This is a genomic window from Chitinilyticum aquatile DSM 21506, assembly GCF_000430805.1.
In the GTDB taxonomy this organism is placed as follows: Bacteria; Pseudomonadota; Gammaproteobacteria; order Burkholderiales; family Chitinibacteraceae; genus Chitinilyticum; species Chitinilyticum aquatile.
This window is the reverse complement of the sequence record NZ_AUMS01000015.1, coordinates 49996-75381: the sequence shown is the minus strand read 5'-3', so window position 1 is coordinate 75381 and position 25386 is coordinate 49996. Positions and strand designations below refer to the sequence as shown.

The following is a 25386-nucleotide window of genomic DNA, read 5'->3' as shown; positions in this document are numbered from 1 at the left end:
CGGCCATTTGCTGTCACGACCTGCAAGCCCTGTTGCAGCCGGGGGAATGTTGCCCCGCTTACTGCTGCAGCGCCTGCAGTGCGGCGTTCAGCTGTTGCGTGGCCTGCCCGCTATCCTGTTGCGGGTGATTGAAATAGTGGCTGACGACCCGGAAGATGGCCTCGCGGGCGACCTGCGTGCCGGCCATCGAGTGCGCCATGCTGGGCAGTAGCTGCCGGGTTTTTTCCGCGGCCGCAAAGGCGGCGTAGGAAGCCTGCCCGCAGCGGTCCAGCTTGCTGCGATCGGCGTCACGCCGTGGCGGGATGGCGCCCTTGCGCTGCGCGAGCCGGCTTTGCAGTGCCGGGCTCATCAGAACGGCGGCGAACTGTGCCTGCACCTTGTTGTCGCCGGCCTCGCCTTCGGCATGCAGCAATGCGAAGCTGTCCACACCGTAGATGAAGGCCGATGCCGTTCCCGGTGCCGGCACGCAATCCAGCTGCCGGCCCATGCCCTGCTGCTGCAGCTCGGCCTTGGCCCAGTCGCCCATCACCAGCATCGCCGCCTTGCCCTGCCGCAGTGCGGCAATCGTCTGCGTCCAGCTCTTCCCGGCATCAGGGCGGCCCGTGTACGGGCGCAAGGCGCGGAAACGCTCGAGGATGTACTGCATGCGCGAGCTGAGGATGGCGTCGCTATTGTGTTCGACAAAGACCTGCCGGTAGAACGCGGCGTCGCTCATGCCGAGCAGGAAGGCTTCGAACAGGGTGCCCTCCTGCCACGGCTCGTTGCCCAGCAGCAGCGGGGTATAGCCGACGGCCTTGAGCTTCGGTGCCAGCACGAAGAAATCATCCCAGGTTTTGGGCGGGGCCGCGCCCACGGCGGCCAGCACGTCGGTATTCACCCACAGCCAGTTGATGCGGTGGATATTGGTTGGCAGCGCCACATAGCGCCCCTTGTACTTCACGGCCTGCTGCACCACCTGCGGCAGTACCGCATCCCAGCTTTTTTCAAGGCTGGCCGGATAGGGCGAAGCCAGAAAACCCAGCGATGCCCATTCCTGCACCGTCGGCCCTTCCAGCAGGGCCGCCACCGGCGGATCGCCCGCAATGGCACGCGCCTGCAGCACGGCGTAGGCACTTTCGCCGCCCCCGCCGGGAATGACGAAATCCTTCCAGACCAGCCCTTTCTGCGCCAGCCCGCTCTTGATGACGTCCAGCGCAGCGGTTTCACTGGTGGACGTCCAGTAATGCAGCACTTCCACCGGCTGCGCGCTGGCGTTGCCGGTCATGCGCAACGCCAGCAGCAGAGCCAGCAGGCACAAACCCGTCAGTCGTTTCATGGCTGCTCCTCTGCAGAAGTGCGCGGCAGGATCAGCGTGGCGATCACGCCGCCTTCCGGGCGGTTGGCCAGTGTCAGGTCGCCGCCATGATTGCGGGCGATATTGCGGGCAATCGCCAGCCCGAGGCCGGAGCCCTGCTGGTCGTCATGCAGGCGGTAATACGGTTCGAACACCTTTTCCAGCTCGTCCGCCGGAATGCCGGGGCCGTCATCGATCACCAGCAGGGCCATGCAGTCGCTGCGGTCTTCCAGCTGCACGACCACATGCCCGCCGTACTTGATGCCGTTGTCGATCAGGTTGCCGATGCAGCGGCGCAGCGCCAGCGGCCGGCCGCGGAACGGGCGCATCACGCCACGAATGGCAAGCTTGCCCTGGCTGGTTTCCTGCAGCTGCGCCAGCCACTGCATGATGTTCACGTCCTCGGGATTTTCGTAGATGTCAGTGTCTTTCATGCTTTGCAGCGCACCCTTGATCATCATTTCCAGATCGTTGATGTCACGCTCGAATTTCAGCTGCACCACTTCGTCGTCCAGCATCTCCATGCGCAGGCGCAGTCGCGTCAGCGGCGTTTTCAGATCGTGGCTGATGCCGCTGAACAGCAGCTCGCGGTTGCGCAGGTAAGTGCGCAGCCGCACCTGCATCTGGTTGAACGCCCGGATGGCAGTGATGAATTCGGCACTGCCCTGCTCGGCCACCGGCGGCACCTCCAGCCGGGTATTGAGGTTCTCGGCGGCATGCGCGAGCGCCTCGACCGGACGCAGCTCGCGGCGCAGCCAGGGCCAGATGATCAGCAGGATCAGCAGCAGGCCGGTGAGGGTGAACACCAGCTGGCGCTGGGTGAAAAACGGCAGGTCTATCGTGTCGTAGGGCGGCGGCAGCGGGGCGGCGACAAACAGCCACTCGCGGGTGGGCAGTTGCAACTGCATGACCAGCACGGGCGTATCGCCGCGCATTGCCGGGAAGGCAAAGCGCGACCAGCCTTCCGGCAGTTCGATCATTTTCACGCCGGCATTGAAAACACGCAGTTCATCGATGCGCACCAGATTGACCTGATACGTCGTGCGTTCATCCAGCGCCTGCCCCAGCTCCTTGCCGGCCACCGCGAGAATCTCCTTCTGCAGCCAGCCCTCCGGAAACGCCGGCTGCGCCAGCGCCTGCCGGTTGATCGATACGAAATAGTTCGAGCCGCCCAGCCTGCGCTGCTGGGTCAAGACCAGCTGGCGGTAATTGCGGGGCAGCGTACCCATGAAATTCTGCGTGGCCACCGCGCTCTGCGTCATGCTGCGGATGGTGCTGCCAAGGCCGGTCTGCAGCTGCTTGTTGTACTGGTAGTACCACAGGCCGCCCGCGAGCACTTCGGCAAACAGCAGGGCCACCACCAGCATGAAGGCTACGCGCCCGGTGAGCGTGCGCGGGTAGATGCGGGACAAGGCGCGCCACAGGCGCTGCCACAGCATGCGCAGCATCAGCCTGAGCGCTGCACGCTGGCGCGGAAGATATAACCCTGATTGCGCACGGATTTGATCAGCTCGCGCTGCTGGTCGCGCAGGCGATGGCGCAGGCGGCTGACCTGCACGTCGACACCGCGGTCGAGCGGGTTGCTTTCGCGGTTGCGCGTGATTTCGGAAATGGCATCACGGTCGAGCACTTCATTGGCATGGCGCAGGAAAAGCTGCAGCAGGGCAAATTCGGTGCCCGAGAGGATTTCCAGCTCGCCATCGGCATGCAGCAGCTCGCGCCGCAACAAGTCGAGCTTCCAGTCGCCGAACACCAGAAAGCGCGGCTCGGAAAGGCCGGCGCCGCTCTGGGCGATGCGATTGCGCCGCAGCAGCGACTTGATGCGGGCCAACAACTCGCGGGCGCTGAAGGGCTTGGCCATGTAATCGTCGGCCCCCAGCTCCAGCCCGACCACGCGATCGGTTTCTTCCGAGGCGGCGGTCAGCATGATGATGGGCACCGAGGAAAACTGCCGGATCATCTGGCAGAGGCTGAAACCGTCCAGCCCCGGCAGCATGATGTCGAGGATCACCAGATCGGTCTGCTCGCGCTTGAGTTCAGTCTGCAGCAGACGGCCATCAGGCAGCGTCTTGACCTGAAAGCCGTTCTTGCCGAGGTATTCCCCCAGCAGCGCACGGATTTCCGCATCGTCATCCACCAGCAGGATATTGCCCTGCGCTCCCGGGGATACGCTCTGCACTGCCATGATTCGGCCTCCCTTTGCGGTTTCGACGGCTCATTATCAAGGCCAGATAGTAATGGAGAAATCCGGTGATTTACCCATAAAAATGCAGCCGCACCGCAGTAAAGCGACGTTTTTCTCAATGTATTGCAGCATTCCGGCGATATGTTGCAGCGGTGCAATATTTCGGCAATCAAACGTTGCCGCATTGCTGTCGCCCCCCCTCGTACACTGGGTTTGTCACGGTCGAATGGCCAGAACAATAAACAGACACCGAGGAGTCAACCATGTCAGCACATCATCTGTCCGGCAATGAACCACCCGGCGCCAGCTCCGGATTCCACCTTCCCGCTTCCCGCCCCTCCCTTGGTTCCGCGGGGCAAACCCCAATTCATGCAGGAGAGGCATCATGCTGAAAACAATGGGCAATTCCCTGTCCGGTGGCGTATCAAAGCTGTCGATGATCGGCCGCGCACTGATGCTGCCGATTTCCGTACTGCCGGCAGCCGGCCTGCTGCTGGCCTTCGGTGACAAATTCCAGCTGCCGCTGGTAAAACTCGCCGGTGGCGTGCTGTTCGACAACCTGGCGCTGCTGTTTGCCGTGGGCTCGGCCATCGGTCTTGCCGGCGAGGCCGGCGTCGCCGCTCTGGCCGCCGTGATCGCCATGCTGATCATGAACGGCACCATGGGCACCACGCTGGGCATCACGCCCGAGATGGCTTCGGGCGGCGGCAAATACGCCATGGTGATGGGCATTCCCACCCTGCAAACCGGGGTATTCGGCGGCCTGATTGCCGGCATTCTGGCGGCGACCATGTATAACCGCTTCCACACCATCAAGTTGCCGGCCTTTCTGGGCTTTTTCGCCGGCAAGCGCTTCGTGCCGATTGTCACTGCACTGGCGGCGTTTGCCATGGGCCTGCTGCTGGCCGAACTGTGGCCCTACATCCAGGCCATGATTTCCGGCCTGTCCAGTGTGGTCAACGGCGAAAACCAGGCGATCTCGACCTTCATCTTCGGTGCAGTAGAGCGCGCGCTGATTCCGCTGGGCCTGCACCATGTGTGGTATCCCTCGTTCTGGTTTGCCTTTGGCGACTATACGACCAGTACCGGGCAGATCATCCACGGAGACCAGACCATCTGGTTCAAGATGTATGCCGAAGGCGTGAAATCGTTCTCGTCGCCGACCTACTCCAACGCCGGGAAATTCCTGCAGGGTGAATTCCCGCTGATGCTCTTCGCGCTGCCGGCTGCCTGCCTGGCGATGTACCACGAAGCCAAGACCAGCCAGAAGAAGATCGCCGCCGGTATGCTGTTTTCGGCCGGCCTGACCTGCTTCGTCACCGGCATTACCGAACCGGTCGAATTCATGTTCATCTTCGTTTCGCCGGTGCTGTATCTGTTCAACGTCATCATGGCGGGCCTGTCCTACATGGCGATGTACCTGATGGAAGTCCACATCGCCAAATCCTTCTCGGCCGGGATGATCGATTACATTTCCTTCGGCATCATTCCCTCGCTCAACGGCTACCAGACCAACTACCTGAAGGTTGTTCTGTACGGCATTCCGATGGCGGTGACGTACTACTTCGTGTTCCGCTTCGTGATCCGCAAGTTCGACCTGAAGACCGTGGGCCGTGACAACAAGGTGGCCGAAACCAGCGAAGTGAAGGCCGAAATCACGCACGCAGAAGAAGACCTGACCGCACTAGTGCTGGTACGGCTGGGCGGGCTGGACAATCTGACCTCCGTTGGCGCCTGCATCACCCGCCTGCGGCTGGAAGTGAAGGATGCCAGCAAGGTCGACGCGCAGGGCCTGAAGGATCTCGGTGCAATGGGCGTGATCACGCTGGGAAGCAATGGTGTGCAGGTGGTATTTGGCGCCAAGGCCCAGGAAATCGCGGATGCCATCAATGTGATGCGCAACGGCAGTTAAGCCACGCAGGATAGCGCTGCCGAATCCGGCACGCACCCTCCCGGGAAACCGGCCCTTGCAGTCTTTCGATTGCCAGGGCCGGTTTTTACTTATGGGAGAGCGATCCTGATGGCAGGCCACTGTAGCGCAACAATGTTGCATTAATCATGGGCAATCCTTATTCTGCATCCTGCAATGGCATGTCCTTCTCGAGTACTGACTGCCCCCACCGGGAGATAACATGATCCGTAACTGGATACTGATCGCACTGCTTTGCCTTAGCTGCGCAGCAATCGCCGCACCCAGTACGCTGAACTGGGCCGACCTGCAGCCGGATGACCCGGCCCTGCGCGCCCGGGTGGCGGCACTGAACAGCGCCGAGAAAAACCGCCTGATCCGCGCGGTCCAGAAGCGCGAACTGGAACAGGCCATGAAGAAGGACAACGTCAAGCCGGATGCCCTTTCGGAAAAGGACCGCCAGCTGCTGAAAGAAGATCTGCGTGACCTGTCGGCTTTTGTTGACGAGATCGCCAACTTCGAGAAAAAGCGCACCTCGGAACTGAAGCAGGCGCTGAACCAGAAAGAGGTCCGTATTGATGGTTATCTGCTGCCGCTGAAACAGACTGATCGCAAGGTCACCGAATTTCTGCTGGTTCCGGTCATCGGTGCCTGCATCCATGTTCCCGCCCCACCACCCAACCAGATGATCGTAGTGAGCTATCCCCAGGGCTACCTGCAATCCGGCATGTTTGCGCCGGTCACGATCAGCGGCAAGCTGCAGGTGGGCACGAGCAAGGCCAGTCTCTCGCTGGTGGACGGCTCGGCCATGGTGGAGGCCGGCTACCGCATGCAGGCCGATGACGTGCGTCCCTACAAACGCCAGGACACAAAAAAACAGGAGGTATCACAATGAAGCGCTTTTTGATCATTGGCTTTATGGCAATACCAGCATTGGTATATGGCGCAGGCCACGGGCATGGCGCACACCAGCATGGTGTGGCAACGCTTGACGTGGTCGTTGAGGGCAATGCCTTGCAACTGGAGTTGTCCAGCCCGGCGGATAACCTGCTCGGCTTCGAGCATGCGCCGAAAACGGCAGCCGAACGCGCCAAAGTTGACCAGCTGGTGAAAAACCTCGCGCAAGCCGAGCTGTTGTTCAATCCCGAGCCGGCGGCTGAATGCCAGGCTTCGCCCCCGCTGGTGAGTGCTCCAGTTTGGGGCAAGGGCGGACATAGCGATGTGGACGCCGAATACGGCTTCAACTGCAAGCGAGCTCCCGCAACGATTGCCCTGCCCATCTGGCAACGCTACCCGGGCATCCGCCAGCTGATCGTGAACATCGCCACCGACCGGGGCCAGCGCCAGCTCAAACTGCAACCCGGCCAGGCCATCAGCCTGCGCTAACCTGGGAAAAACCACGGCATGAACAGCGAACCTGCCAGGATGCTGATCGACCTGCGTGAACTCGAATTCGGCTGGCCGGGCAGCAAAAGCCCGGCGCTGTGCATCGGACAATTTACGCTGGCACCGGCTGAGAAACTGTTCCTCTATGGCCCCAGCGGCTGCGGTAAAAGTACCCTGCTGGCGCTGCTGGCAGGCATCCATTGGCCGCAAACCGGGCAAATCAAAATTCTCGGACAGGATCTGGCCGCACTGAGCGCCTCCGCGCGCGATCAGTTCCGGGCCGACCATATGGGCTATGTGTTCCAGCAGTTCAACCTGCTACCCTATCTGCCGGTACTGCAGAATGTGCTGCTCGGCTGCCGCTTCTCCCGGCAGCGCCAGCAGCGGGCGCGGGCCATTGCCGGCACGCCGGAACGGCAAGCGATGGACTTGCTCGAACGCCTTGATCTTGGCGGGCTGGCCAGCCAGCAAGCCCGGCAGCTCTCGGTAGGCCAGCAGCAGCGGGTCGCCGTGGCGAGGGCACTGATCGGTGCGCCGGAAATCCTGATTGCCGATGAGCCGACCTCGGCGCTCGACGAAGCACGGCGCGATGCCTTTGTATCTCTGCTGTTCGACTGCGCCAGCCAGCAACAGACGGCGGTGCTGATGGTCAGCCACGATGCACGGCTCGCCAGTGGCTTCGATCGCAGCCTCAGTCTGCCGGAACTCAACACGGCCAACGGAGACATGCATGCTTGAACTCGCCTGGCGCAGTCTCTTCAGCCGTCGCCTGACCGTCATGCTGACCGTCATGACGATTGCGCTGGCCTCGCTGCTGCTGCTGGGCGTCGAGCGCCTGCGGCAGGAAACCCGCAGCAGTTTTTCGAATACGGTCAGCGGCACCGATCTGATCGTCGGCGCACGCACCGGCTCGATCCAGTTGCTGCTCTACAGCGTATTCCGCGTAGGCAACGCCACCAACAACATCGGCTGGGACAGCTATCAGACGCTGGCCAGCGACCCGCGCGTGGCATGGACCATCCCGGTGTCGCTGGGTGACAGCCACCGGGGCTACCCGGTACTGGGTACGACAACAGACTATTTCCGCCATCTGCGCTACGGGGATAATCGGGCGCTGCAGCTGGCCAGCGGCACTGTGTTTGCCCGAACCCATGATGTGGTGCTCGGCGCCAATATTGCCCGCCACCTGCAGTATCAGCTTGGCCAGCAAGTGGTGCTGGCGCACGGCAGTGGCGAAGCGGCGCTCACCGAGCACAGCGACCAGCCCTTTACCGTCACCGGCATTCTGGCGCCGACCGGCACGCCGGTTGACGACACCCTGCATGTGTCGCTCGACGGTCTGAGCGCCATCCATGAAGGCTGGGAATCCGGCAGTCCCTCGCTACTGGCCAGCAGCGGGGCCCTGGCCGCGGCCGGAGATCATGCCCTGCCGCCACCAGCCAGCATCACGGCCTTCTATGTCGGCTTGAAATCACGCACCGCCATCTTCGGCGTGCAGCGCGCGGTAAACCGTTTCGACGGCGAGCCGCTGCAGGCCATCATGCCCGGCGTGGCGTTGTCGGAACTGTGGCAATTGCTGGGCGTGGCCGAACAGGCGCTGCGAGTGCTGTCATGGTTCGTGCTGCTGGTCGGTCTGCTGGGCATGATGTCGGCACTGCTGATCGGCCTGAACGAACGACGGCGCGAAATGGCCATTCTGCGCTCGGTCGGTGCACGCCCCTGGCAACTCTTCGTGCTGGTGATTGGAGAAACACTGCTGCTGCTGCTGGCAGGTATCACACTGGGCTATGGCCTGCTGCAGCTTGCGCTGCTGATCGCAGGCCGGCTGCTGCGCGATCAGTTGCTCCTGCAGGTCAGCCCCGGCTTGCCGGGCGGTGGCGAACTCATGCTGATGGCGGCCACCCTGCTGGCTGGCATGCTCGTCAGCCTCATTCCGGCCTGGCGCGCCTGGCGCATGGCACTGGCAGCTGGCCTCAACCCCGGCTGACCGCAAGGCACAGGCTCAGTCGCAGACCTTTCCACGCAAGGCCTTCACCTTGCCCCGCAACTGCTTGCCCTCCAGACGGCGCTGCTGCGAACCTCGCGTGGGCTTGGTGGCGCGGCGGGCTTTCGGTGTGTGCGCCACGCTGTTGACCAGCTCCAGCAGCCGCGCAATGGCATCCAGACGATTGGCCTCCTGGCTGCGCGAGGTTTGCGCCTTGATGATGACCACGCCGTCCTTGCTGATGCGCTGGTCATGAAGCGCCAGCAGGCGCTCCTTGATGAAGTCGGGCAATGACGACGTCGCAATCACGAAACGCAGGTGCACCGCACTGGAAACCTTGTTGACGTTCTGCCCGCCCGCACCCTGTGCACGGATGGCGGAAAACTCGATTTCATGCTCGGGAATGCGGGTAATGTGCACGGACTCAGCCTGGGAAGATGATGCCGGCAAGGAGGAAACTGAAACCGGGACAAGGTCGCTACTGTACAGCCTTCATGCCCCATTTTCGAGCCGCCGGATGTGGCTTTGTTATACGATAGCCCCCCATACAGGCGCCGGCACGCCTTGAATAATTCCCTTTTGCCTGCCTGCCGGAAACAGACAGAAGACCGAGACCCGCCTCATGTTCCGATCCCGCCTGATGCTCTGCCTTGCCACCCTGCTGCTGGTCTGCCTGCAGGGTTTCGCCCGCGCTGACACCTGCCCTGCTGTCGAGCTCCCCACTGCTGACGAATGGAAGACACTGGCCGGCCAGGCCAGGGATCGCGGCCTGCTCTGGAAAATCAGCAAGGGCGGTCACAGCTCCTGGCTCTACGGCACCATGCACCTGGGCAAGCCGGAATGGGTGTTTCCCGGCCCGAAACTGAAAAGCGCTTTTGCCGCCAGCGATACGCTGGTGATGGAAATCGATCCTTCCGATGAAGCGCAGATGAAAGGCATGCAGGACCCGGCCACCTGGGGACTGGCATTCAGCGCCCTGCCAGAGCCGCTGCAGGCGCAACTCCTCGCTGAACTGCGCCGTGCCTGCCTGCCGGAACAGCTGAAGGACATGATGTCCGCCGCCATGCTGTCGGTCACACTGACGATGCTGGAAGCACGCCGCATCGGCCTCGATGCCACGCTGGGCAGCGAAATGATGTGGCTGCAGCAAGCAAGGCAGACCGGCAAGCCCGTCATGGCACTGGAGTCCGCCCGTGAACAGTTTGACCTTTTCGAGCGACTGCCGCGCGAAGATACGCTGCAGATGATCCAGCAATCGCTGGCGCTGCTGGACAGCAAAGCTGTCCTGACCCAGACGGGCCGGTTGGCGCAAAGCTGGGCCAGCAGCAATGCGGCAGACCTTGCGGCTTATGAGCAATGGTGTGACTGCGTCAAAACGGCGGCAGACCGGGAATTCATGGACCGCATGGGGCCGCAGCGCAACCGCAAGATGGCACCGAAAATCGACGCGGCACACAGCAGCGGCAAGCGGCTGTTTGTCGCTGTCGGTGCGCTGCATATGGTCGGCAAGGACGGTCTGCCCGAGCTGCTGCAGAAGCGGGGCTACACCGTCGAGCGGATCAGCTTTGCCCCCTGAGGCTTGCATCGCACGCGACCAGGCGGCATAGTCCGCCCCCTGCAACGCAGCAGGCAAGCTCCGGCGCGTTGTTTTTCAAACCCTTTTCAGCGGCTTTGCCGCTGGACACAGAGTTCAGGCTGCTGCAGAGCAGACTGCCATAGCAGGAAACGAGACACATGGAATGGTCGATGGCGGCGCTGCCGCCCGGTGAAAAATACACGCTGCTCAGCGATGCGGTTGTACCGCGTCCGATTGCATGGGTCAGCACGATCAGCCCGGACGGTATCGTGAATGTTGCGCCGTTTTCCTGGTTCAACATGGTCACGGACGACCCGCCGCTGGTTGCCATCAGCATCAACCGCGGCAAGGGTAATGTAGCTAAGGACACCGCACGCAATCTGCTGGAGCAGGGCGAATGCGTGATCCACCTGCCCAGCCGCGACGATGTGGCACAGGTTGCCGCCAGCGGACGCAATTTCGCGCCGCACGAAAGCGAGGCGGAACTGCTCGGCCTGCCACTGGCCCCCGCCACGGCGGTCAGGCCGCCACGACTGGCCAATGCCGTGCTGGCACTGGAAGGTCGCCTGTGGCAGCACATTCCGATTGGCAGCCCTGTCATTGCCGACCACTGCCTGATCGAAATCGTGCATGTGTATGCTGCCGAATCGATCCTGCAGGATGGCCGCATTCATCCCGAGCCCTTCAATCCCCTGATGCGCCTGGGTGGCATGGACTACGCCAGTATCGGCGAGCGCTTTCCGGCCAGCCGGGACTGACACGCCGGACAGAAGGGGGCGGGGTGAAGACTCCCCGCCGGCAGACTATGCTGAAGCGTCCGCCCTTCCTGAATGGGGTACCCGATGCCGCGTCTTTGCCTACTGCTTGCCGGCCTGCTGCTGGCCCTGGTCCAGACCGCGCGCGCAGGCGAGCAGATCACCCTGTATGGCGATGACGCCTACCCGCCCTATTCCTATGTCGAATACGGCCAGTTCAAGGGCATCTATGTCGATCTGCTGCGGCAGATCGGTGCGGGACTGGAAGGCTATGACCTGATCCTGAAGCCGGTGCCGTGGAAACACGGCCTGGCCATGCTCAAAAGCGGCGAGAGCATGGCGCTGTTTCCACCCTACCAGTTGGGCGAGCGCAATTACATTACGCAGTATTCCGCACCGCTGCTGCGGGAAACCATCGTGATTGTCTGCAGCCAGCCGGCGATGAGCCGCCCGCGCCAGCACTTCCCCGATGATTTCGGCGACATCACGATCGGTGTCAATGCCGGCTTTCTGCTCACGGAAAGCCTGCAGGCAGCCATCCGTGCCGGCAAGGCCCGCGTGGAAGAGGCCAAGGGCAACGAAGCCAATCTGCTCAAACTCGCCTCCGGACGCATCGGCTGCTACGCCAACGACCGGCTGGCCATTACCCATGCGCTGAAAAAGCTGAAAGCAACACACCCGACTGCGGATGCCATCCAGCGACTGCAACTGGCAGAAACGGTCGAGCTGGCCAGCCAGGATGCCCGGGTCGGTTTCGGCGTGGCGCTGCCGCCGGCTTACCGCGATGATTTCATCGACAAGCTCAACGCCGCACTGCGCGATGCCAGACAAAACGGCGACATCGAGCGGCTGGTCGGCTTCTATCTGATGTAGCGCCCGGCCCTTCCAGTGTCTGGCAGACACGGCCATCCGGCTTGTACCGGCGTGCTCGTCAGGCCGTTCTCTGTGGTTTAATAAGCCTTTCACACCGACTCTGCTACAAAGGATAAACCCATGAGCAAGACCATCATCCATAGCGACCACGCACCCGCCGCCGTCGGCACCTATTCGCAGGCAGTGAAAGTGGGCAACACCGTTTATCTGTCCGGCCAGATCGGGCTGGAACCGCAAAGCGGCGTGCTCGTGGATGGCTTCGAAGCGCAAGCACACCGCGTGTTCCAGAACCTGCGCGCGGTCTGCCAGGCCGCCGGTGGTGACCTGAAAGACATCGTGAAGCTGGGCGTCTTCGTTGTTGATCTGGCCAACTTTGCCAAGCTCAACGAAATCATGGGCGAATACTTCAGCGCCCCCTTCCCGGCGCGCGCCGCCGTCCAGGCCGCCGCGCTTCCCAAGGGTGCGCTGGTGGAAGCCGATGCCGTGATGGTGATTGGCGAATAAGCACCGTATACAGCTGCAGCCCTTCATATAAAATGGCTGCAGCCATATACCCAACAAAGGAATCCTGCATGAGTTTCCCCAACCCCGGTGACGATGAAATCCGCAGCCTGCTGGGCAACACGCGGCGCATCGCTGTGGTCGGCATTTCCGACAAGCCCGGCCGTGCCAGCCACGGCGTGGCGCGGCTCATGCAGCAATGGGGCTTCACCATCATTCCGGTCAACCCTGGCCTGACCGAAGTGCTGGGGGAAAAGTGCTATCCGAACCTGCTCGCCATCCCCGGGCCGGTCGATCTGGTCAATGTTTTCCGCCGGCCGGAAGAAGTCGACGCCATCGTCGACGACGCGCTGGCCATTGGCGCCCAGGCACTGTGGCTGCAGCTTGATGTCGTGAATGACGCCGCCGCCCAGCGCGCGCAGGACGCCGGCATGACCGTGGTGATGGACCGCTGCCTGATGGTCGAGTACGGGCGCCTTTTCAGTGAGTAAGCCTTCAGTGAGCAAGACCACCCACCTGATTCTCGGTGACTGCGCGGCAGATGCATTGCGCGCGGCGCTGCCTGACGCCGCCATTCTGGTCGCCCGCGACGACCTGCCCGTCGGCCCGCTGGCCGATGTCGATGCGGACGCCGGAGCGCGCGCGGCATTCTGGAGCGAGGTCAACCCTTTCTTCCCCTACCGCTTTGCCGACAAGCTCGCCGAGGAACGCGCAATGCTCGCCAGCCTGCCCGCTGATCTGACCGTGTGGGTGGGCAATTCCTGCGGTGAGGAGCTGATGCTGCGCCGCATCGCCTGGTGGCGTCGGGGTCGCCCGTTCACGCTGATCCGCGTGCCGCAGATTGAATCGGTGTTTCCCGACGCCATGTTTGCGCTAGGAATGTGCGAAGCGGCCCAGCTGCAGGCGGCTGCGGAGCTGGGCGAGAAAACAGGCAAGCAAACCCTTGCTGCGCTGGCCGCCGAGTGGGAAGCACTGCGCGGCAGCGACGGCCTGCGCAGCTGGCAGGATGGCCGGTTCAGCTGCTGCCCGATCAACAGCCTCGATGACGAGCTCTGGCTGTGCGTAAGCACCCGCTGGGAAGCGGCCTACCAGGCCGTGGGTGAATGGATGGGCAATTCGCACGGTTTCTTCCGCAGTGACTGGCTGGGCAGCTGGCGCATGGCGCTACTGGGCAAGGCTGGCCGCGTCGAATTTGCCGAGGCCGACCCGGATTTCTCGCTGGCACGCTCGCGCGTGCGGCGCCTGCCACTGGCCGAGCAAGCCGCTGATTAGCCGGCTTGATCGGCAATCAGAAAAGATTGCTGTACGCCTGCTGCATGCCGGGTTTACATTGCCGGAAAACTTCACTGCGGACTTCTCGACATGGCACTGCGCTTTACCAAAATGCACGGCTTGGGCAACGATTTCATGGTGATCGACGGCGTCAGCCAGCCGGTTACGCTCACTCCGGAGCTGATCCAGCAATGGGGCGACCGCCATTTCGGCATCGGCTTCGACCAGCTGCTGCTGGTGGAACAAAGCAGCCAGCCCGGCGTGGATTTCCGCTACCGCATTTTCAACTGCGATGGTGACGAAGTGGAACAATGCGGCAACGGCGCGCGCTGCTTCGCCCGCTTCGTGCGCGACACCGGCCTGACCGACAAGGACGAGCTGGCGGTCGAAACTGCCAAAGGCATCATCTACCCGAAGCTGGAAGCCGATGGCAATGTTACCGTCAACATGAGCGTGCCGCGTTTCGCCCCGGAAGAAATCCCCTTCGAAGCCCCGAACGAAGCGCTGATCGACCCGCTGATCGTCGGCGAACGGGTCGTGGATATTTCAGTCGTCTCGATGGGCAATCCGCACGCGGTACAGGTGGTCGATTCGGTCGTCACCGCGCCGGTGGCGGAACAGGGCCCGCTGATCGAAAACCACCCGCGCTTCCCGGCGCGCGTGAATGCCGGTTTCATGGAAATCGTCAGCCGCGATGAAATCCGCCTGCGCGTGTTCGAGCGCGGTGCCGGCGAAACCCTGGCCTGCGGCACCGGCGCCTGCGCCGCGGTGGTGGCCGGCATCCGCCGCGGCCTGCTGAATGAACGCGTGCTGGTTCATACCCGTGGCGGCGACCTCACCATCGCCTGGGCTGGCGCCGGTACTCCGGTGTTCATGACCGGGCCAGCGGTGACCGTCTTCAGCGGCGAGCTGGCCGACTGAGCTCCTGACACCGCCTTCGCGCGAAAAACCGACATTTCCCCGCCGGATTGTCGGTTTTTTTCTCTCTTCGCCGCGTCTCTGTGGTTGAATGTTCCTTTGTTTTCCCATTGGCAGAAACTGCGATGCAAGAACAGGACATGCTCGACTGGCTGCGCCAGCATCCCGAATTTTTCGATCACTACGCCCATGACATTGCCGACATCTATGTGGCCAACAGCCACGGCGGGCAGGCGGTTTCGCTGACCGAGCGCCAGCTGCAGACGCTGCGCGAGCGCAACCGGGCACTGGAAGGCAAGCTCGTCGAGCTGCTCGCTTTCGGCGAAGAAAACGACCAGATCTCCGACAAGCTGCACCGCCTTACCGTCGACCTGATGCAGGCACAGGATCTGCCCGGCATCATCGGTACCCTTGAATATCATCTGCAGCAGCGCTTCAGCGTGCCGCATGTGGCCCTGCGCCTGTGGATTAGCGGCGTGGAGAGCAATCTGCGCGAATTCAGCCCGGTAGGCGAGGCCATCGGCAAGCTCGCGCAGAATCTGGTTTCGCCCTACTGCGGCCCCTATGCGACCGACGAGGTGCAAGGCTGGTTCGGCGCAGAACCCGGCACGCTGCAATCGTTTGCCCAGTTCGCGCTGAAAACGGCCGGCGAGCCCTTCGGCATTCTGGTCATGGCGAGCGAAGATCCGCAGCGCTTCTTCCCCGACATGGGCACACTGTATCTGCAGCGCCTGTCCGAGCTGGTTTCCGCCGCCATCCGCCGCGTCACCAGCGGCGAGCGCTGTGACCAGATCGCCGAAGAGGCTCGCCTTGACGACGTGCCGGTACTGGACGAAGAAGCGCCGGTGGATGCGTGAGCGTCACAGATGATGGCCTGCGTGCGTGGCGCGCTGTGGATTCTTGCCAGCAGCCTCGTCATTTTCTGCCTGCTGCTCAGTGCACACCTGTTCTGGGCAGCTCTGTTACTGATGTGTTTACTGACAAGGCGCCGGCTTTTCCCGAGTATCCGCCCCGGCACCCTGCTGGTGGCGGGGCTGTTTGCGATGTTGATCCCGCTTGAGATCAGCTGGCGCGATGTTGCCGGGCCACCACGGATTATCCCTTACCACTTCGGTTTGCCGGATAGCGAGGAGCGTACTGCAATGGCGCGCGGGAACGTGCTTTACGGCAGTGATGTCGTGCTCTTTCCAGACTTTCTTCTCCCACGCTGGGTACTGGTGTGGTAACAAGCATGGCCGAGCACACTACACATCACCCACACTTCGAGCATTTCTTCCGCCACCTGCAGGGTGAGCGCATGGTCAGCCCGCACACGCTGGCAGCCTACCGGCATGACCTGGGGTATCTGGCTGAACTAGCGAAAGATAAAGGGCTGCAGGAGCTTACCCCCCTGGATATTCGCGGCATGGTGCGCATGCTTGCCAGCCGCAACCTGTCCGGGCGCAGCATTGCCCGCACGCTGTCGGCCTGGCGCGCCTTCTACCGCATCATGTGCCGCGACTTTCACTGGCCGCTCAATCCGGTGGATGGCGTACGCCCGCCGAAATCGCGCAAACCGCTGCCAGAGACGCTGACTGCGGACAGCGCCAGCGGTTTTCTCGATGCAATGCCCGATGATGACCCGCTGTCCTGCCGCGACAAGGCCATATTCGAGCTGGCCTATTCGTCGGGCCTGCGCGTCTCCGAGCTGGCGGGCCTGAAACTGCACGAGCTTGATCTGGTTCAGGGTGAAGCGCGCGTGCTGGGCAAGGGCAGCAAGACGCGGCTGGTGCCGATTGGCCAGGCGGCCAGTGAAGCCCTGCGGCGCTGGCTGCTGCAGCGCCCGCTGCTGGTGCATCCGGGCGTGAACACGGTGTTTGTCAGCCAGAATGGTAGTGCGCTGACACCGCGCGCGATCCAGTTGCGCCTGAAACACTGGCAGCAGGTACTGGGACTGGCCGAACCACTGTATCCGCACAAGCTGCGCCACAGCTGCGCCACGCACCTGCTGCAATCCTCCGGCGATCTGCGCGCCGTGCAGGAGTTGCTGGGGCATGCCAGCATCGCCACCACACAGGTCTACACACACCTCGATTTCCAGCATCTGGCCAAGGTGTATGACGCCGCACACCCGCGCGCCAAGAAGTGATTACGCCGCCCACTCAGAAGCCGTATTTCTGCTGCAGCTGGCGGTACTCCGGACTCTCCCGCACGGCTCTGATTTCCTGCCAGAGGCGCGGGCAGAGATCTTTGTTCTGGCGGCAGAACGTCTTGTTCAGCGCGAGATACATGTCATTTTCGCGGTAAGGCTCGGGCAGCGCTTCCAGCCGTGAAGTCCATTGCGGGAATTGCTGCAGTGCATGCGCGGCCTGCCCCTGCAGGACAATCGCTACGTCGATAGCGCCGGAGTCGAGTTTGCGGAAAAGATCATCCGTCGAACTGGAGCGCTCGTCGAGCGTAAGGCCCATGGTGCGCAATTCCGGCCCGATGCTGTAACCCGCCTGGATACCGGCCAGACGGACATGGCGGAATTCGCCGTCACGCCAGTCAGCATTGCTGCCCATGTGGCGATAAACCAGATAGCGATCCTGTGCCATGCGCATGGCACGGTTGGGCTGGCCATCAGGCTGTAGCGGATAATCGGCATATACGCTGCGCTCGGCGCTGAAGGCGGCGGAAAACATGCCCTGGCTCATGCCGTTTTTCACTTCGAACTGGCAGCGTTTCCAGGGCAGCGGCCGGTATTTCACCGCAAGCCCCAGCCGTTTCGCGACCGTCTGCATCACATAGCGATCCAGTCCGTCCTTCTCGCCGAAAATCCAGGGATAGGCATCAACGTCTTCATGGCAGAGCGTCAGGCTGGCAGCCAGCAGCGGCGACGCCAGCAGGGAGAAAAGGCCGACAGCCAGTCCCTTGGTCATATTCCTCACTGCACACCACTCCGCGATCCATCCAGCCTTGCATTGTGCGCCAACTGCTGCGCCAAGGCGAAAATGGGGCCCCTTGACTGCAACCGCCGTCGCAAAATCCCTACAACTGGCGTAATTTATGCAGCCGATTCCAGGCTGGCCTGCAGGGCACACAGATAGGAGGCCACCTCTTCCTCGCCTTCGCGCGGCGCCCACGCAGCCCATTCTTCCGCACCCAGCGGCTGGTAGGGGCCGGCCTTGCACTCCAGAAAAACGGTCTGCGGCTGCAGCGCAACTACACAGTGCCACTGCCCAGGTGCGATGTCGATGCCGCACTCAACTGTCCCCGCCCGCAGGCGCTGCGCCCGCTCGACCTTGCCATCACCGGCGAACAGCAGCACACCCAGCTCGCCCTGCAGCACGACCAGCAGCTCGCTCTTGCGTGCATCCAGATGGCGGTGAGGCGCCACATAACTGCCCGGCGCGATCGCGACCAGCAGCCGATGGCACGGGTCCTCGTTCTGCGTATGCAGATTGTGGTGCACGCGCAACCGTGGCGCACTGGCCGCACGCGCGCAGAGATCACTGAACAGGGCGGCATCGAACAGCGTGGTCACAGGATGATCCCGCCGCCCAGACACACATCACCATCGTAGAGCACCATCGACTGCCCCGGCGTCACCGCCCATTGCGGCTCGGTGAACTTCAACTCGCAGCGACCGTCGCCCAAATCAACCAGCTCGCAGGCGGCGTCCTGCTGGCGGTAGCGGGTTTTCGCGGTGTAACGGCCCGGGGCCGGCGCTTCGCCCAGGATCCACGAGCAATCCTGCGCGACCAGCGTTGATTTCAGCAGCAGCGGGTGGTCATGGCCCTGGACGACGATCAATTCATTACTGGCCATATCCTTGGCCGCCACGAACCACGGCTCGCCGCTACCCGACTTGTCGCCGCCAATGCCCAGCCCCTGGCGCTGGCCCAGCGTGTAGAACATCAGCCCCATGTGCTCGCCCATCACGCGCCCTTCCGGCGTGACCATGCGGCCGGGCTTGGTCGGCAGGTAGCGGTTCAGGAATTCGCGAAACGGCCGCTCGCCGATAAAGCAGATGCCGGTGCTGTCCTTCTTTTTCGCGTTGGGCAGCTGGATCTGCTCGGCAATCGCGCGCACTTCGCTTTTCAGCAGGTCACCGAGCGGGAACACTGCCTGGCTGACCTGCGCCTGGGACAGGCGATAGAGGAAGTAAGTCTGATCCTTGCTCTGGTCCTTCGCGCGGATCAGCTCGGTACGCCCGTCGGCACGCACACGGTTGCCGCAATAATGGCCGGTCGCCATCTTGGCGCCGCCCAGCGCAATCGCGTAATCCAGAAAACACTTGAACTTGATTTCGCTATTGCACAGGATGTCCGGATTTGGCGTGCGCCCGGCCTGGTATTCGGCCAGAAAATAGGCAAACACGCGATCCTTGTACTCGGACGCAAAATTCACCAGCTCAATGTCGATGCCCAGCAGGTCGGCCACCGCGATGGCGTCCATGCTGTCTTCCTTGATCGAGCAATATTCGTCGTTGTTGTCGTCTTCCCAGTTCTGCATGAAGACGCCATGCACTTCGTGCCTCTGTGCTTTCAGCAGGTGCGCGGTGACCGAGGAATCAACACCGCCCGAAAGCCCCACCACGATCTTGCTCATGCCAGTGCTCCTTCGTTGCGGGCGTCGAAATCGCGCAGCAGCTCCAGCGGGTAGCGTTTGCCGGCCAGATAGTCGTCGACACAGGCAAGAATCAGCGGGCTGCGGTGCTGGGCGCCGCGGGCAAGCAGTTCATCACGGCTGAGCCACACGGCCGCTTCGATGCCGTCGTCCAGCGTGCGCTCGGCATGGTGGGCGCCCAGCTCGCCGGCAAAGGCATAGCGCAGATAGGTGAGATCAGTGCCGGGAACGGTCCACTGATAGATGCCGACCAGCGCCGTCGGCGTGAAGGCGTAGGCGGTTTCTTCCAGCGTTTCGCGCACGCAGGCCGCCACAATCGATTCGTTCTTCTCGACGTGGCCGGCAGGCTGGTTGAGCTTGAGTTCGCCGAGGATACGCTCCTCGACCATCAGGAAGTGGCCATCACGCTCGATGATGGCCGCAACGGTGGTATTGGGTTTCCACATGGGACTGCGCCTGCAGGGCAAAACGCAATTTTACCGCAAGCCGGCACGGCGTCAGGCGCCAGTTGGTACGCTGTCATGTATACCCTTGCAAACCATCATTTATTTAGGCTACAAGGGTATACCTTGGAATCAAGCCACGGCAGCCGCAATCGCCTCATTGGCCGCAGCCAGCACGCCATCCGCATCACCCATCGCCAGCCCTTCGGCATAGATGAATTCAACATCGGTCATGCCGAGAAAGCCGAGTACGGTACGCAGATAAGGCACCTGATTGTCACTGGGCAGATCACGATGCACGCCACCACGGGTCAGTGCGACGTAGACCTTCTTGCCGGTCAGCAAGCCTTCCGGGCCATTGGCGGTGTACTGGAACGTCACCCGTGCCCGGGCAATGGCATCGATCCAGTTCTTCAGTTGCGCGGTCACGCTGAAGTTGTACATCGGCACGCCCAGCACCAGCACGTCGGCTGCCTGCACTTCGGCGATCAGCGCATCGTCGAGTGCCACGCGGGCGGCCTGTTCAGTGGTACGGTCTTCAGCGGGCGTCATCAGCGCGGTCAGCGCCGCCTCGTCGAGCAGCGGGTGCGGCGTTACGGCGAGATCGCGCAGCGTCAGGCTGGCGGCCGGATTGCGCTCCAGCAAACGGGCGGTGATGCGGTTGGCCAGTTCGGTGGACTGGGAGCCGGTGGATTTGGCGCTGCTGTTGATTTGCAGGATGTTCATGGTGTGCTCCGGTTTGGGTTGGCTGCGTGATTGCAGTCGATGAAGCGATTCTATCCATCGCAAATACCGCGATAAACCCGTCAAATCGGATATGATTGTTTCATCAATGGAACAATAACGCGCCATGCACCTTGAACCCAACGACCTGCTGTTGTTTGCCCGCATCATTGATGCCGGCAGTTTCACCCGAGCGGCAGAGCGCCTGCAGATCCCGAAATCAACATTGTCGCGCCGCCTCTCGCACATGGAAGCACTGCTGGGCGAGCGGCTGATCCACCGCACCACGCGCTCGCTCAGCCTTACCGATCTGGGCGCGGCCGTGCTGGAGCATGCGCGGCAGATCGACAATGAAACCGAAGCGGCGCTGTCGCTGGCGCGGCAGCGCCAGCAGGAGCCGGCTGGCACACTGCGCATTTCCATGCCGGGCGATCTGGCGATCCAGCTGATTTCACCGGTGATTGCCGAATACAGCCGGCGCTTTCCCCAGGTGATGCTGCAGCTGGATCTCTCGCCGCGTCGCGTTGACCTGATTGCGGAAGGCTATGACCTCGCCATCCGCATGGGGCAGAAGCCGGTGGAAACCTCGCTGGTGGCTCGGCGCATCTGGCTTTACAGCCCCCAGCTCTACGCGGCGCCGGCGTATCTAGCAGCCAGCGGCATGCCACTCACTCCGGAAGACCTGTACCAGCATCCCTGCCTGTGCCTGCTGCGCGGCAATGGCGAGACGGAGAGCTGGTCGCTGCAGCGCGGCTCGGAACTGCATACCATCCAGCCATCGGCACGCATGGCAATCAACTCGCCCGACATGCTCGCCAGGCTCGCCGTGCAGGGGCTGGGCATTGCGGCAGTCGGCACGCTCTATGCCGATGCTTTCGTGCGCAGCGGTGAATTGCAGGCCATTCTGCCGGACTGGCATCTGCCTGCGGTCACAGCCTGGGCGGTGTTTGCCGAGCGCCGTCTGATGCCGCTGAAAACCCGCGCGTTTCTCGACTTGCTGGAGGCCAGCCTGCATTTCGCCCATTAAAAAACCCGCCGACTGGCGGGTTTTTTAATGCTGTGGAAATTTGCCGGCTTTCAGTACTGGCTGGGTTGCGACTGCCTCGCCGGCTCGGCCACGAAGATTTCCACACGGCGGTTCTGCGCACGCCCGGCCGCACTGCCATTGTCGGCCACCGGCTCGCGCGCGCCACGGCCATCAATGGTCATGCGGCTGTAGGAAACACCACGGCTGCTGAGGTAATCGCGCACGGCCGAAGCACGGTTGACCGAGAGCGGGTTATTGATGGCATCGCTGCCGGTGCTGTCGGTATGACCGATGATCTTGATGGTCGTCACCGGATTCTGGTTCAGCGTCTGGGCGAACTTGTCGAGCACCGGGCGCATGTTCGGCTTGATAACGTATTTGCCCGTATCGAAGGAGAAGTCGCTCGGCACTTCCAGCTTCAGCTCGTTATTCGGCGTCTTGCTGACTTCGATACCGGTACCCTCTGTCGCCTGCTCCATTTCCTGGCGCTGCTTTTCCATCTGCGACGACCAGATGAAGCCGCCGATCGCACCAACGGCTGCGCCGATGGCTGCATCGCGGCCGATGTGGTTGCTACCCGAAACACCACCGATGGCCGCGCCAGCTGCCGCGCCCCCCAGTGCCCCCAGCAGCGTGCCTTGCCCGGTCGAGGTGAGCTGCCCGTTGGCACAGCCGGTCATCACCAGAATCAGGCCCAGAGAGAGAATACGTTTTTTCATGGTCGCAGCATCCTTTGGTATTACGCACTTGATAAGCATTATCTAATCACAGTCGGCGACATTGTGCTGTAGGCAATCTCACAAGCAGGCGCCCAGAGGCAGGCAAGCCGATCCGCCACGCAGAAACAAAGCCCTGAAAAATCATAACCTTGCACGATAAGAAGCCCCCCCCGGCAAACGGCTGTGACATATTCACACGGCGCACCAATACCCAACACCCCATGTAATCACAGCCATTTATTTTATTGAGCCTCATTCATATACCCTTAAAAAATCAGGTCCGGAAACGCGCAACCAGCTCACGCAGACTGGCCGAGAGGCCTTCCAGCTGACTAACCGCCCGCATCACCTCTGCCATGGCGCGATCATTGCCCGCAGCCATCGCGCTGATGCGTTCGATATTCTGGGCAATCTCGCTGCTGGCGGCGGCCTGCTCGCGGGTCGATGAGGCAATCATTTCGACATGGCTGACCAGCTCGTCGTTGGCATTGCAGACTGCGCCGATGGACTGGCTAGCCTGGCCGGACAACTCGACGCAACTGCCGATGAACCCGCGCGTGGCCTGCATTTCCCTGCCCGCCGTGCCAACTTCCTGCTGAATGCCCAGCACGATCTGCCCGATCTCGACCGTGGCTTCGGCGGTTCGCCCTGCCAGCTTGCGCACTTCATCGGCAACGACCGCAAAACCCCGCCCCTGCTCGCCGGCACGCGCGGCTTCGATGGCGGCATTGAGGGCCAGCAGATTGGTCTGGTCGGCAATATCCTTGATCACGCTGACAATGCGATCGACATTCCCCAGCTCGGCAGTCAGGCCTGCAACGGTTTTGGCCAGCGCATCGACACTGCGATTGACGGCGGCAATCTCGCCGGCCACCCGGCTGACCTGTTGCTGCCCTTCGCTGATGCTGCTGCTGGCCGTGTGCGCCAGGCGGCTCACATCCGCAGTCGTGCTGGCAATGTGCTGGATACTGACCGTCACCTCCTCCACGCTGGCTGCCGTGGCACTGGCAGCTTCGGCCTGCTGGCGCGAAGCCTGCCCGACGGACTCGGCACTGCCGGTCAATGCGGCAGCTGCGGCACCGACGGCCTCACTTTCCTCACGTACCTGTACGAACATGCTGCGCAGGCGCTCCATGAACTGGTTGAAGGCCTCGCTGCTGCGGCCGATTTCATCCCGAGACTGGACAGTCAGACGGCGGGTCAGATCGCCCGTTCCATCGGCCAGGGTGCTCATCGCCCGCGCCAGGGTAGCCAGTGGCCGCGTCAACACGGTCAGCAGGCCGGCAATGACCGCCAGCAACAGCAGGCCTGCGATCGCGCCAACCAGCACGGCACTGTTTCTGGCTGCGACAGCATCGGCCATGATCGTCGCCTTGGGAACCTGCAGCCCCAGCGCCCAGAACTGACCGCTACTGCCCATGCGCACCGGCTGCCAGAGCTGGATGACGCCATCGCGCTCGAAGCGGATCTTTTCACCCTTGGCCAGTTGCGCCAGGAAATTCGGCGGAAAAGCCGCCGCATCCACCGGCTTGCCCAGCAAGGCGGCATCCTGCGCCACTACATGCAAACCGCCGGCAGAAACCAGGCTCAGCCTGCCATCGCCAAACGGCTGTTGCCTGCTCAGGCTTTCCTGCAGCGAGCGCAGTGGCAGATCCACTGCCGCGACACCGGCAAACTTGCCTGTGGCATCGCGCATGACAACGACCAGCGAAGACATCAGCACCTGCTGTCCCTGCACGTCATAGGCATAGGGTTCGGTAACGGTGTCCCGCCCCCGCTGCTTGGGAACAAAATAGAAATCCCCCCAGCCGGCCTTTTCGTACTCGGGCTGATAGCCGGCAGGGTTGTTGCGGTAGGGCTCGGCACGCTTCTGCTGGTCCGCTCCCAGCATGGTGTCCTGCGCGATCTTGTCGCCGGAACGAGTGATATACGGCATGTAACGGCCAGTCGGATCATGAACCGGCCAGTCCTGCGCATACTGCGCATCCTTGCCGTCCAGCGCACCGGGCTCCATCAGCATCCACAGACCGGATGCAGGCTTGTAGCCGGCGAGCAGGCTCATCAGCAATTTGTCCAGCGTTTTGCGATCCGGCATCTGGCCTGCCCGCATGCCATCAATCGCTCCCGCCAGCTGACGCGGCAAGGCATAGCCAAGATCAAACTGAGCCTCGACCTGCCTGGCCTGGCTGGCAGCCTCCAGTTCGAGTTGCTGCAGACCGCTTTTCTCTGCATTGCTGTAGATGCCGGCGCTGATCACCGTGATCATCACGCCAAAACCCAGCACGATAGCCAGTGCTGACGCACTGAGCACCTTGGTGCGCAACTGCATGGCTTGCCAGAAATGTCGCATGATCAGCCCCTCCTGCGGACCACCCGCTCACCACGAGTAGTTGACTGGTTTATGGGCAGCAGCACTCGATGCGTCAAGGCCGATACGGTGCTAAAGCTGACAGGCCGGGCTACTTCAGGCTAGCGGGCCTTGTTCGGTCCGCGCCGCCCCCTTTGCTTGGGCCGGCCGGACGAGGCGCGTTCGCCATCTGCCTTTCTGGGTACAACAGGCGCCGCAACCCGCAGCTCCCGCCATTGCCCCGGCAGCAAGTTGTCCAGGGTATAGCCACCCACCCCATACCTTACAAGGCGTAGCGTTGGATACCCGACCTTTGCAGTCATTCGGCGCACCTGGCGGTTCTTGCCTTCGCTGATCGTGATTTCCAGCCATGAGGTTGGAATGGCCGCACGAAAACGTACAGGCGGATTGCGTGGCCACAGCCCCTCCGGTTCAGCGATGATGCGAACCTGCGCCGGACGGGAGGTGAAGTCCCCCAAGTCGACGCCATGGCGCAGCGGCTCCAGCTCGGCATCGGTGGGTACACCTTCGACCTGCACCCAGTACACCTTGGGCAGCTTGTGCTTCGGATCGGCGATTCTGGCCTGCAGCGCCCCCGAATCGGTCAGCAGCAGCAGCCCCTCCGAATCGGTGTCCAGCCGCCCGGCGGGATAGACATCGGGCACGGGCAACACGTCGGCAAGGCACTGGTGCGGCGGGCTGGGGCTGAACTGGCAGATCACGCCGTAAGGTTTGTTCAACAGAATCAGACGCGCCATATCGTCTCCCTTGTCCAGATGAGGCTAAACCGGCGATAATAGGGCGTTTTTTCGTCAGCGCGCCAACATTTGCACAAGAATCGCCGC

27 protein-coding genes and 1 pseudogene are annotated in these 25386 nt (G+C 62.4%); 16 read left to right on the top strand and 12 right to left on the bottom strand.

The features are described from left to right. Positions 1 to 58: 58 nt before the first annotated feature. Genes H559_RS0111155 through H559_RS0111145 form a run of 3 tightly spaced genes read right to left on the bottom strand, consistent with a single transcriptional unit; the run spans position 59 to position 3518 of the window. Positions 59 to 1315, bottom strand: coding sequence for an ABC transporter substrate-binding protein (locus tag H559_RS0111155; protein WP_028452778.1), 1257 nt, complete (start codon positions 1313 to 1315; stop codon positions 59 to 61). After that, entirely contained in the window at positions 1312 to 2781 is a 1470-nt protein-coding gene (locus H559_RS0111150) for an ATP-binding protein (protein ID WP_211230929.1), read from the bottom strand. The genes H559_RS0111155 and H559_RS0111150 overlap by 4 nt, the downstream gene beginning before the upstream one ends. Then, positions 2781 to 3518 carry a response regulator gene (locus H559_RS0111145; RefSeq protein WP_051279320.1) on the bottom strand — a complete coding sequence of 246 codons (738 nt, stop codon included), beginning with the start codon at positions 3516 to 3518 and terminating at the stop codon, positions 2781 to 2783. The genes H559_RS0111150 and H559_RS0111145 overlap by 1 nt, the downstream gene beginning before the upstream one ends. 385 nt (positions 3519 to 3903) lie before the next feature. Here H559_RS0111145 and H559_RS0111140 point away from each other — a divergent pair, with 385 nt between their 5' ends. The 5 genes from H559_RS0111140 (at position 3904) to H559_RS0111120 (ending at position 8800) form a co-directional block, all read left to right on the top strand. Next, on the top strand, positions 3904 to 5430 hold the full coding sequence (locus H559_RS0111140; RefSeq protein WP_211230928.1) for a PTS transporter subunit EIIC: 1527 nt from the start codon (positions 3904 to 3906) through the stop codon (positions 5428 to 5430). A 220-nt stretch (positions 5431 to 5650) separates the two neighbouring features. After that, positions 5651 to 6322, top strand: coding sequence for a DUF3299 domain-containing protein (locus H559_RS21750; protein ID WP_051279318.1), 672 nt, complete (start codon positions 5651 to 5653; stop codon positions 6320 to 6322). Continuing rightward, positions 6319 to 6813, top strand: a complete 495-nt coding sequence (locus tag H559_RS0111130) for a ZrgA family zinc uptake protein (protein ID WP_051279316.1) — start codon at positions 6319 to 6321, stop codon at positions 6811 to 6813. The genes H559_RS21750 and H559_RS0111130 overlap by 4 nt, the downstream gene beginning before the upstream one ends. Positions 6814 to 6831: 18 nt before the next feature. After that, positions 6832 to 7551, top strand: a complete 720-nt coding sequence (locus H559_RS0111125; protein WP_028452773.1) for an ABC transporter ATP-binding protein — start codon at positions 6832 to 6834, stop codon at positions 7549 to 7551. Further along, positions 7544 to 8800 carry an ABC transporter permease gene (locus H559_RS0111120; protein WP_028452772.1) on the top strand — a complete coding sequence of 419 codons (1257 nt, stop codon included), beginning with the start codon at positions 7544 to 7546 and terminating at the stop codon, positions 8798 to 8800. The genes H559_RS0111125 and H559_RS0111120 overlap by 8 nt, the downstream gene beginning before the upstream one ends. A 15-nt stretch (positions 8801 to 8815) precedes the next feature. Here the strand turns inward: H559_RS0111120 and arfB are convergent, their stop codons facing one another. After that, entirely contained in the window at positions 8816 to 9217 is a 402-nt protein-coding gene (gene arfB / locus H559_RS0111115; protein WP_028452771.1) for an alternative ribosome rescue aminoacyl-tRNA hydrolase ArfB, read from the bottom strand. 202 nt (positions 9218 to 9419) lie between these two features. On the opposite strand from arfB, the gene H559_RS20010 reads away from it, so the two are divergent. The 10 genes from H559_RS20010 to H559_RS0111065 all read left to right on the top strand — a co-directional run bounded on the left by H559_RS20010 (position 9420) and on the right by H559_RS0111065 (position 16820). Next, the gene (locus H559_RS20010) at positions 9420 to 10373 is read left to right on the top strand and encodes a TraB/GumN family protein (protein ID WP_051279314.1); all 954 of its coding nucleotides are present in this window, start codon (positions 9420 to 9422) and stop codon (positions 10371 to 10373) included. A gap of 158 nt (positions 10374 to 10531) precedes the next feature. Beyond that, entirely contained in the window at positions 10532 to 11131 is a 600-nt protein-coding gene (locus tag H559_RS0111105) for a flavin reductase family protein (protein WP_028452770.1), read from the top strand. Positions 11132 to 11215: 84 nt separating this feature from the next. Continuing rightward, on the top strand, positions 11216 to 12001 hold the full coding sequence (locus tag H559_RS0111100) for a substrate-binding periplasmic protein (protein ID WP_028452769.1): 786 nt from the start codon (positions 11216 to 11218) through the stop codon (positions 11999 to 12001). Positions 12002 to 12121: 120 nt separating this feature from the next. Next, positions 12122 to 12505 carry a Rid family detoxifying hydrolase gene (locus H559_RS0111095; protein WP_028452768.1) on the top strand — a complete coding sequence of 128 codons (384 nt, stop codon included), beginning with the start codon at positions 12122 to 12124 and terminating at the stop codon, positions 12503 to 12505. Positions 12506 to 12573: 68 nt separating this feature from the next. Further along, positions 12574 to 12993 (top strand): CoA-binding protein, encoded by a 420-nt coding sequence (locus H559_RS0111090; RefSeq protein ID WP_028452767.1) that lies wholly within the window; start codon positions 12574 to 12576, stop codon positions 12991 to 12993. Next, complete coding sequence (locus H559_RS21745; RefSeq protein ID WP_081413014.1) at positions 12986 to 13774, top strand: DUF3658 domain-containing protein; 789 nt, start codon at positions 12986 to 12988, stop codon at positions 13772 to 13774. Before H559_RS0111090 ends, H559_RS21745 begins: the two co-directional genes overlap by 8 nt. Positions 13775 to 13864: 90 nt before the next feature. Further along, on the top strand, positions 13865 to 14695 hold the full coding sequence (gene dapF / locus H559_RS0111080; protein WP_028452765.1) for a diaminopimelate epimerase: 831 nt from the start codon (positions 13865 to 13867) through the stop codon (positions 14693 to 14695). Between the two features lie 122 nt (positions 14696 to 14817). Continuing rightward, the gene (locus H559_RS20000) at positions 14818 to 15549 is read left to right on the top strand and encodes a DUF484 family protein (protein WP_081413013.1); all 732 of its coding nucleotides are present in this window, start codon (positions 14818 to 14820) and stop codon (positions 15547 to 15549) included. Positions 15550 to 15558: 9 nt separating this feature from the next. Beyond that, on the top strand, positions 15559 to 15918 hold the full coding sequence (locus H559_RS0111070) for a hypothetical protein (protein ID WP_028452764.1): 360 nt from the start codon (positions 15559 to 15561) through the stop codon (positions 15916 to 15918). 5 nt (positions 15919 to 15923) lie between these two features. Continuing rightward, the gene (locus tag H559_RS0111065; protein WP_028452763.1) at positions 15924 to 16820 is read left to right on the top strand and encodes a tyrosine recombinase XerC; all 897 of its coding nucleotides are present in this window, start codon (positions 15924 to 15926) and stop codon (positions 16818 to 16820) included. A 13-nt stretch (positions 16821 to 16833) separates the two neighbouring features. Here H559_RS0111065 and H559_RS0111060 read toward each other — a convergent pair whose 3' ends face one another. The 5 genes from H559_RS0111060 to H559_RS0111040 all read right to left on the bottom strand — a co-directional run bounded on the left by H559_RS0111060 (position 16834) and on the right by H559_RS0111040 (position 20451). Beyond that, a complete protein-coding gene (locus tag H559_RS0111060) occupies positions 16834 to 17592 on the bottom strand; it encodes a substrate-binding periplasmic protein (RefSeq protein ID WP_028452762.1) in 759 nt (252 codons plus the stop codon). Positions 17593 to 17717: 125 nt separating this feature from the next. Beyond that, a complete protein-coding gene (locus H559_RS0111055) occupies positions 17718 to 18197 on the bottom strand; it encodes a WbuC family cupin fold metalloprotein (protein ID WP_028452761.1) in 480 nt (159 codons plus the stop codon). Beyond that, positions 18194 to 19264: a tRNA 2-thiouridine(34) synthase MnmA gene (gene mnmA / locus H559_RS0111050; protein ID WP_028452760.1), complete on the bottom strand. Its 1071-nt coding sequence runs from the start codon at positions 19262 to 19264 to the stop codon at positions 18194 to 18196. The genes H559_RS0111055 and mnmA overlap by 4 nt, the downstream gene beginning before the upstream one ends. Beyond that, complete coding sequence (locus H559_RS19995; protein ID WP_034640876.1) at positions 19261 to 19728, bottom strand: NUDIX hydrolase; 468 nt, start codon at positions 19726 to 19728, stop codon at positions 19261 to 19263. Before H559_RS19995 ends, mnmA begins: the two co-directional genes overlap by 4 nt. 129 nt (positions 19729 to 19857) lie before the next feature. Next, on the bottom strand, positions 19858 to 20451 hold the full coding sequence (locus tag H559_RS0111040; protein WP_028452759.1) for an FMN-dependent NADH-azoreductase: 594 nt from the start codon (positions 20449 to 20451) through the stop codon (positions 19858 to 19860). A 124-nt stretch (positions 20452 to 20575) separates the two neighbouring features. Here H559_RS0111040 and H559_RS0111035 point away from each other — a divergent pair, with 124 nt between their 5' ends. Continuing rightward, positions 20576 to 21475, top strand: coding sequence for a LysR family transcriptional regulator (locus H559_RS0111035; protein ID WP_028452758.1), 900 nt, complete (start codon positions 20576 to 20578; stop codon positions 21473 to 21475). 50 nt (positions 21476 to 21525) lie between these two features. Here H559_RS0111035 and H559_RS0111030 read toward each other — a convergent pair whose 3' ends face one another. The 3 genes and pseudogenes from H559_RS0111030 to H559_RS19990 all read right to left on the bottom strand — a co-directional run. Then, entirely contained in the window at positions 21526 to 22194 is a 669-nt protein-coding gene (locus tag H559_RS0111030; RefSeq protein WP_028452757.1) for a YiaD family glycine zipper/OmpA-like lipoprotein, read from the bottom strand. Positions 22195 to 22468: 274 nt separating this feature from the next. After that, positions 22469 to 24544, bottom strand: coding sequence for a methyl-accepting chemotaxis protein (locus tag H559_RS0111025; RefSeq protein WP_028452756.1), 2076 nt, complete (start codon positions 24542 to 24544; stop codon positions 22469 to 22471). A 230-nt stretch (positions 24545 to 24774) separates the two neighbouring features. After that, positions 24775 to 25299, bottom strand: a pseudogene (locus H559_RS19990) (pseudouridine synthase); the annotation flags it as partial. Positions 25300 to 25386: the final 87 nt, after the last annotated feature.

Coding starts and splice junctions, on each gene's coding strand:
- H559_RS0111155 (WP_028452778.1), bottom strand. CDS start 1,315: ATGAAACGACTGACGGGTTTGTGCCTGCTGGCTCTGCTGCTGGCGTTG.
- H559_RS0111150 (WP_211230929.1), bottom strand. CDS start 2,781: ATGCTGCGCATGCTGTGGCAGCGCCTGTGGCGCGCCTTGTCCCGCATC.
- H559_RS0111145 (WP_051279320.1), bottom strand. CDS start 3,518: ATGGCAGTGCAGAGCGTATCCCCGGGAGCGCAGGGCAATATCCTGCTG.
- H559_RS0111140 (WP_211230928.1), top strand. CDS start 3,904: ATGCTGAAAACAATGGGCAATTCCCTGTCCGGTGGCGTATCAAAGCTG.
- H559_RS21750 (WP_051279318.1), top strand. CDS start 5,651: ATGATCCGTAACTGGATACTGATCGCACTGCTTTGCCTTAGCTGCGCA.
- H559_RS0111130 (WP_051279316.1), top strand. CDS start 6,319: ATGAAGCGCTTTTTGATCATTGGCTTTATGGCAATACCAGCATTGGTA.
- H559_RS0111125 (WP_028452773.1), top strand. CDS start 6,832: ATGAACAGCGAACCTGCCAGGATGCTGATCGACCTGCGTGAACTCGAA.
- H559_RS0111120 (WP_028452772.1), top strand. CDS start 7,544: ATGCTTGAACTCGCCTGGCGCAGTCTCTTCAGCCGTCGCCTGACCGTC.
- H559_RS20010 (WP_051279314.1), top strand. CDS start 9,420: ATGTTCCGATCCCGCCTGATGCTCTGCCTTGCCACCCTGCTGCTGGTC.
- H559_RS0111105 (WP_028452770.1), top strand. CDS start 10,532: ATGGAATGGTCGATGGCGGCGCTGCCGCCCGGTGAAAAATACACGCTG.
- H559_RS0111100 (WP_028452769.1), top strand. CDS start 11,216: ATGCCGCGTCTTTGCCTACTGCTTGCCGGCCTGCTGCTGGCCCTGGTC.
- H559_RS0111095 (WP_028452768.1), top strand. CDS start 12,122: ATGAGCAAGACCATCATCCATAGCGACCACGCACCCGCCGCCGTCGGC.
- H559_RS0111090 (WP_028452767.1), top strand. CDS start 12,574: ATGAGTTTCCCCAACCCCGGTGACGATGAAATCCGCAGCCTGCTGGGC.
- dapF (WP_028452765.1), top strand. CDS start 13,865: ATGGCACTGCGCTTTACCAAAATGCACGGCTTGGGCAACGATTTCATG.
- H559_RS20000 (WP_081413013.1), top strand. CDS start 14,818: ATGCAAGAACAGGACATGCTCGACTGGCTGCGCCAGCATCCCGAATTT.
- H559_RS0111070 (WP_028452764.1), top strand. CDS start 15,559: ATGATGGCCTGCGTGCGTGGCGCGCTGTGGATTCTTGCCAGCAGCCTC.
- H559_RS0111065 (WP_028452763.1), top strand. CDS start 15,924: ATGGCCGAGCACACTACACATCACCCACACTTCGAGCATTTCTTCCGC.
- H559_RS0111060 (WP_028452762.1), bottom strand. CDS start 17,592: ATGACCAAGGGACTGGCTGTCGGCCTTTTCTCCCTGCTGGCGTCGCCG.
- mnmA (WP_028452760.1), bottom strand. CDS start 19,264: ATGAGCAAGATCGTGGTGGGGCTTTCGGGCGGTGTTGATTCCTCGGTC.
- H559_RS19995 (WP_034640876.1), bottom strand. CDS start 19,728: ATGTGGAAACCCAATACCACCGTTGCGGCCATCATCGAGCGTGATGGC.
- H559_RS0111040 (WP_028452759.1), bottom strand. CDS start 20,451: ATGAACATCCTGCAAATCAACAGCAGCGCCAAATCCACCGGCTCCCAG.
- H559_RS0111035 (WP_028452758.1), top strand. CDS start 20,576: ATGCACCTTGAACCCAACGACCTGCTGTTGTTTGCCCGCATCATTGAT.
- H559_RS0111030 (WP_028452757.1), bottom strand. CDS start 22,194: ATGAAAAAACGTATTCTCTCTCTGGGCCTGATTCTGGTGATGACCGGC.
- H559_RS0111025 (WP_028452756.1), bottom strand. CDS start 24,544: ATGCGACATTTCTGGCAAGCCATGCAGTTGCGCACCAAGGTGCTCAGT.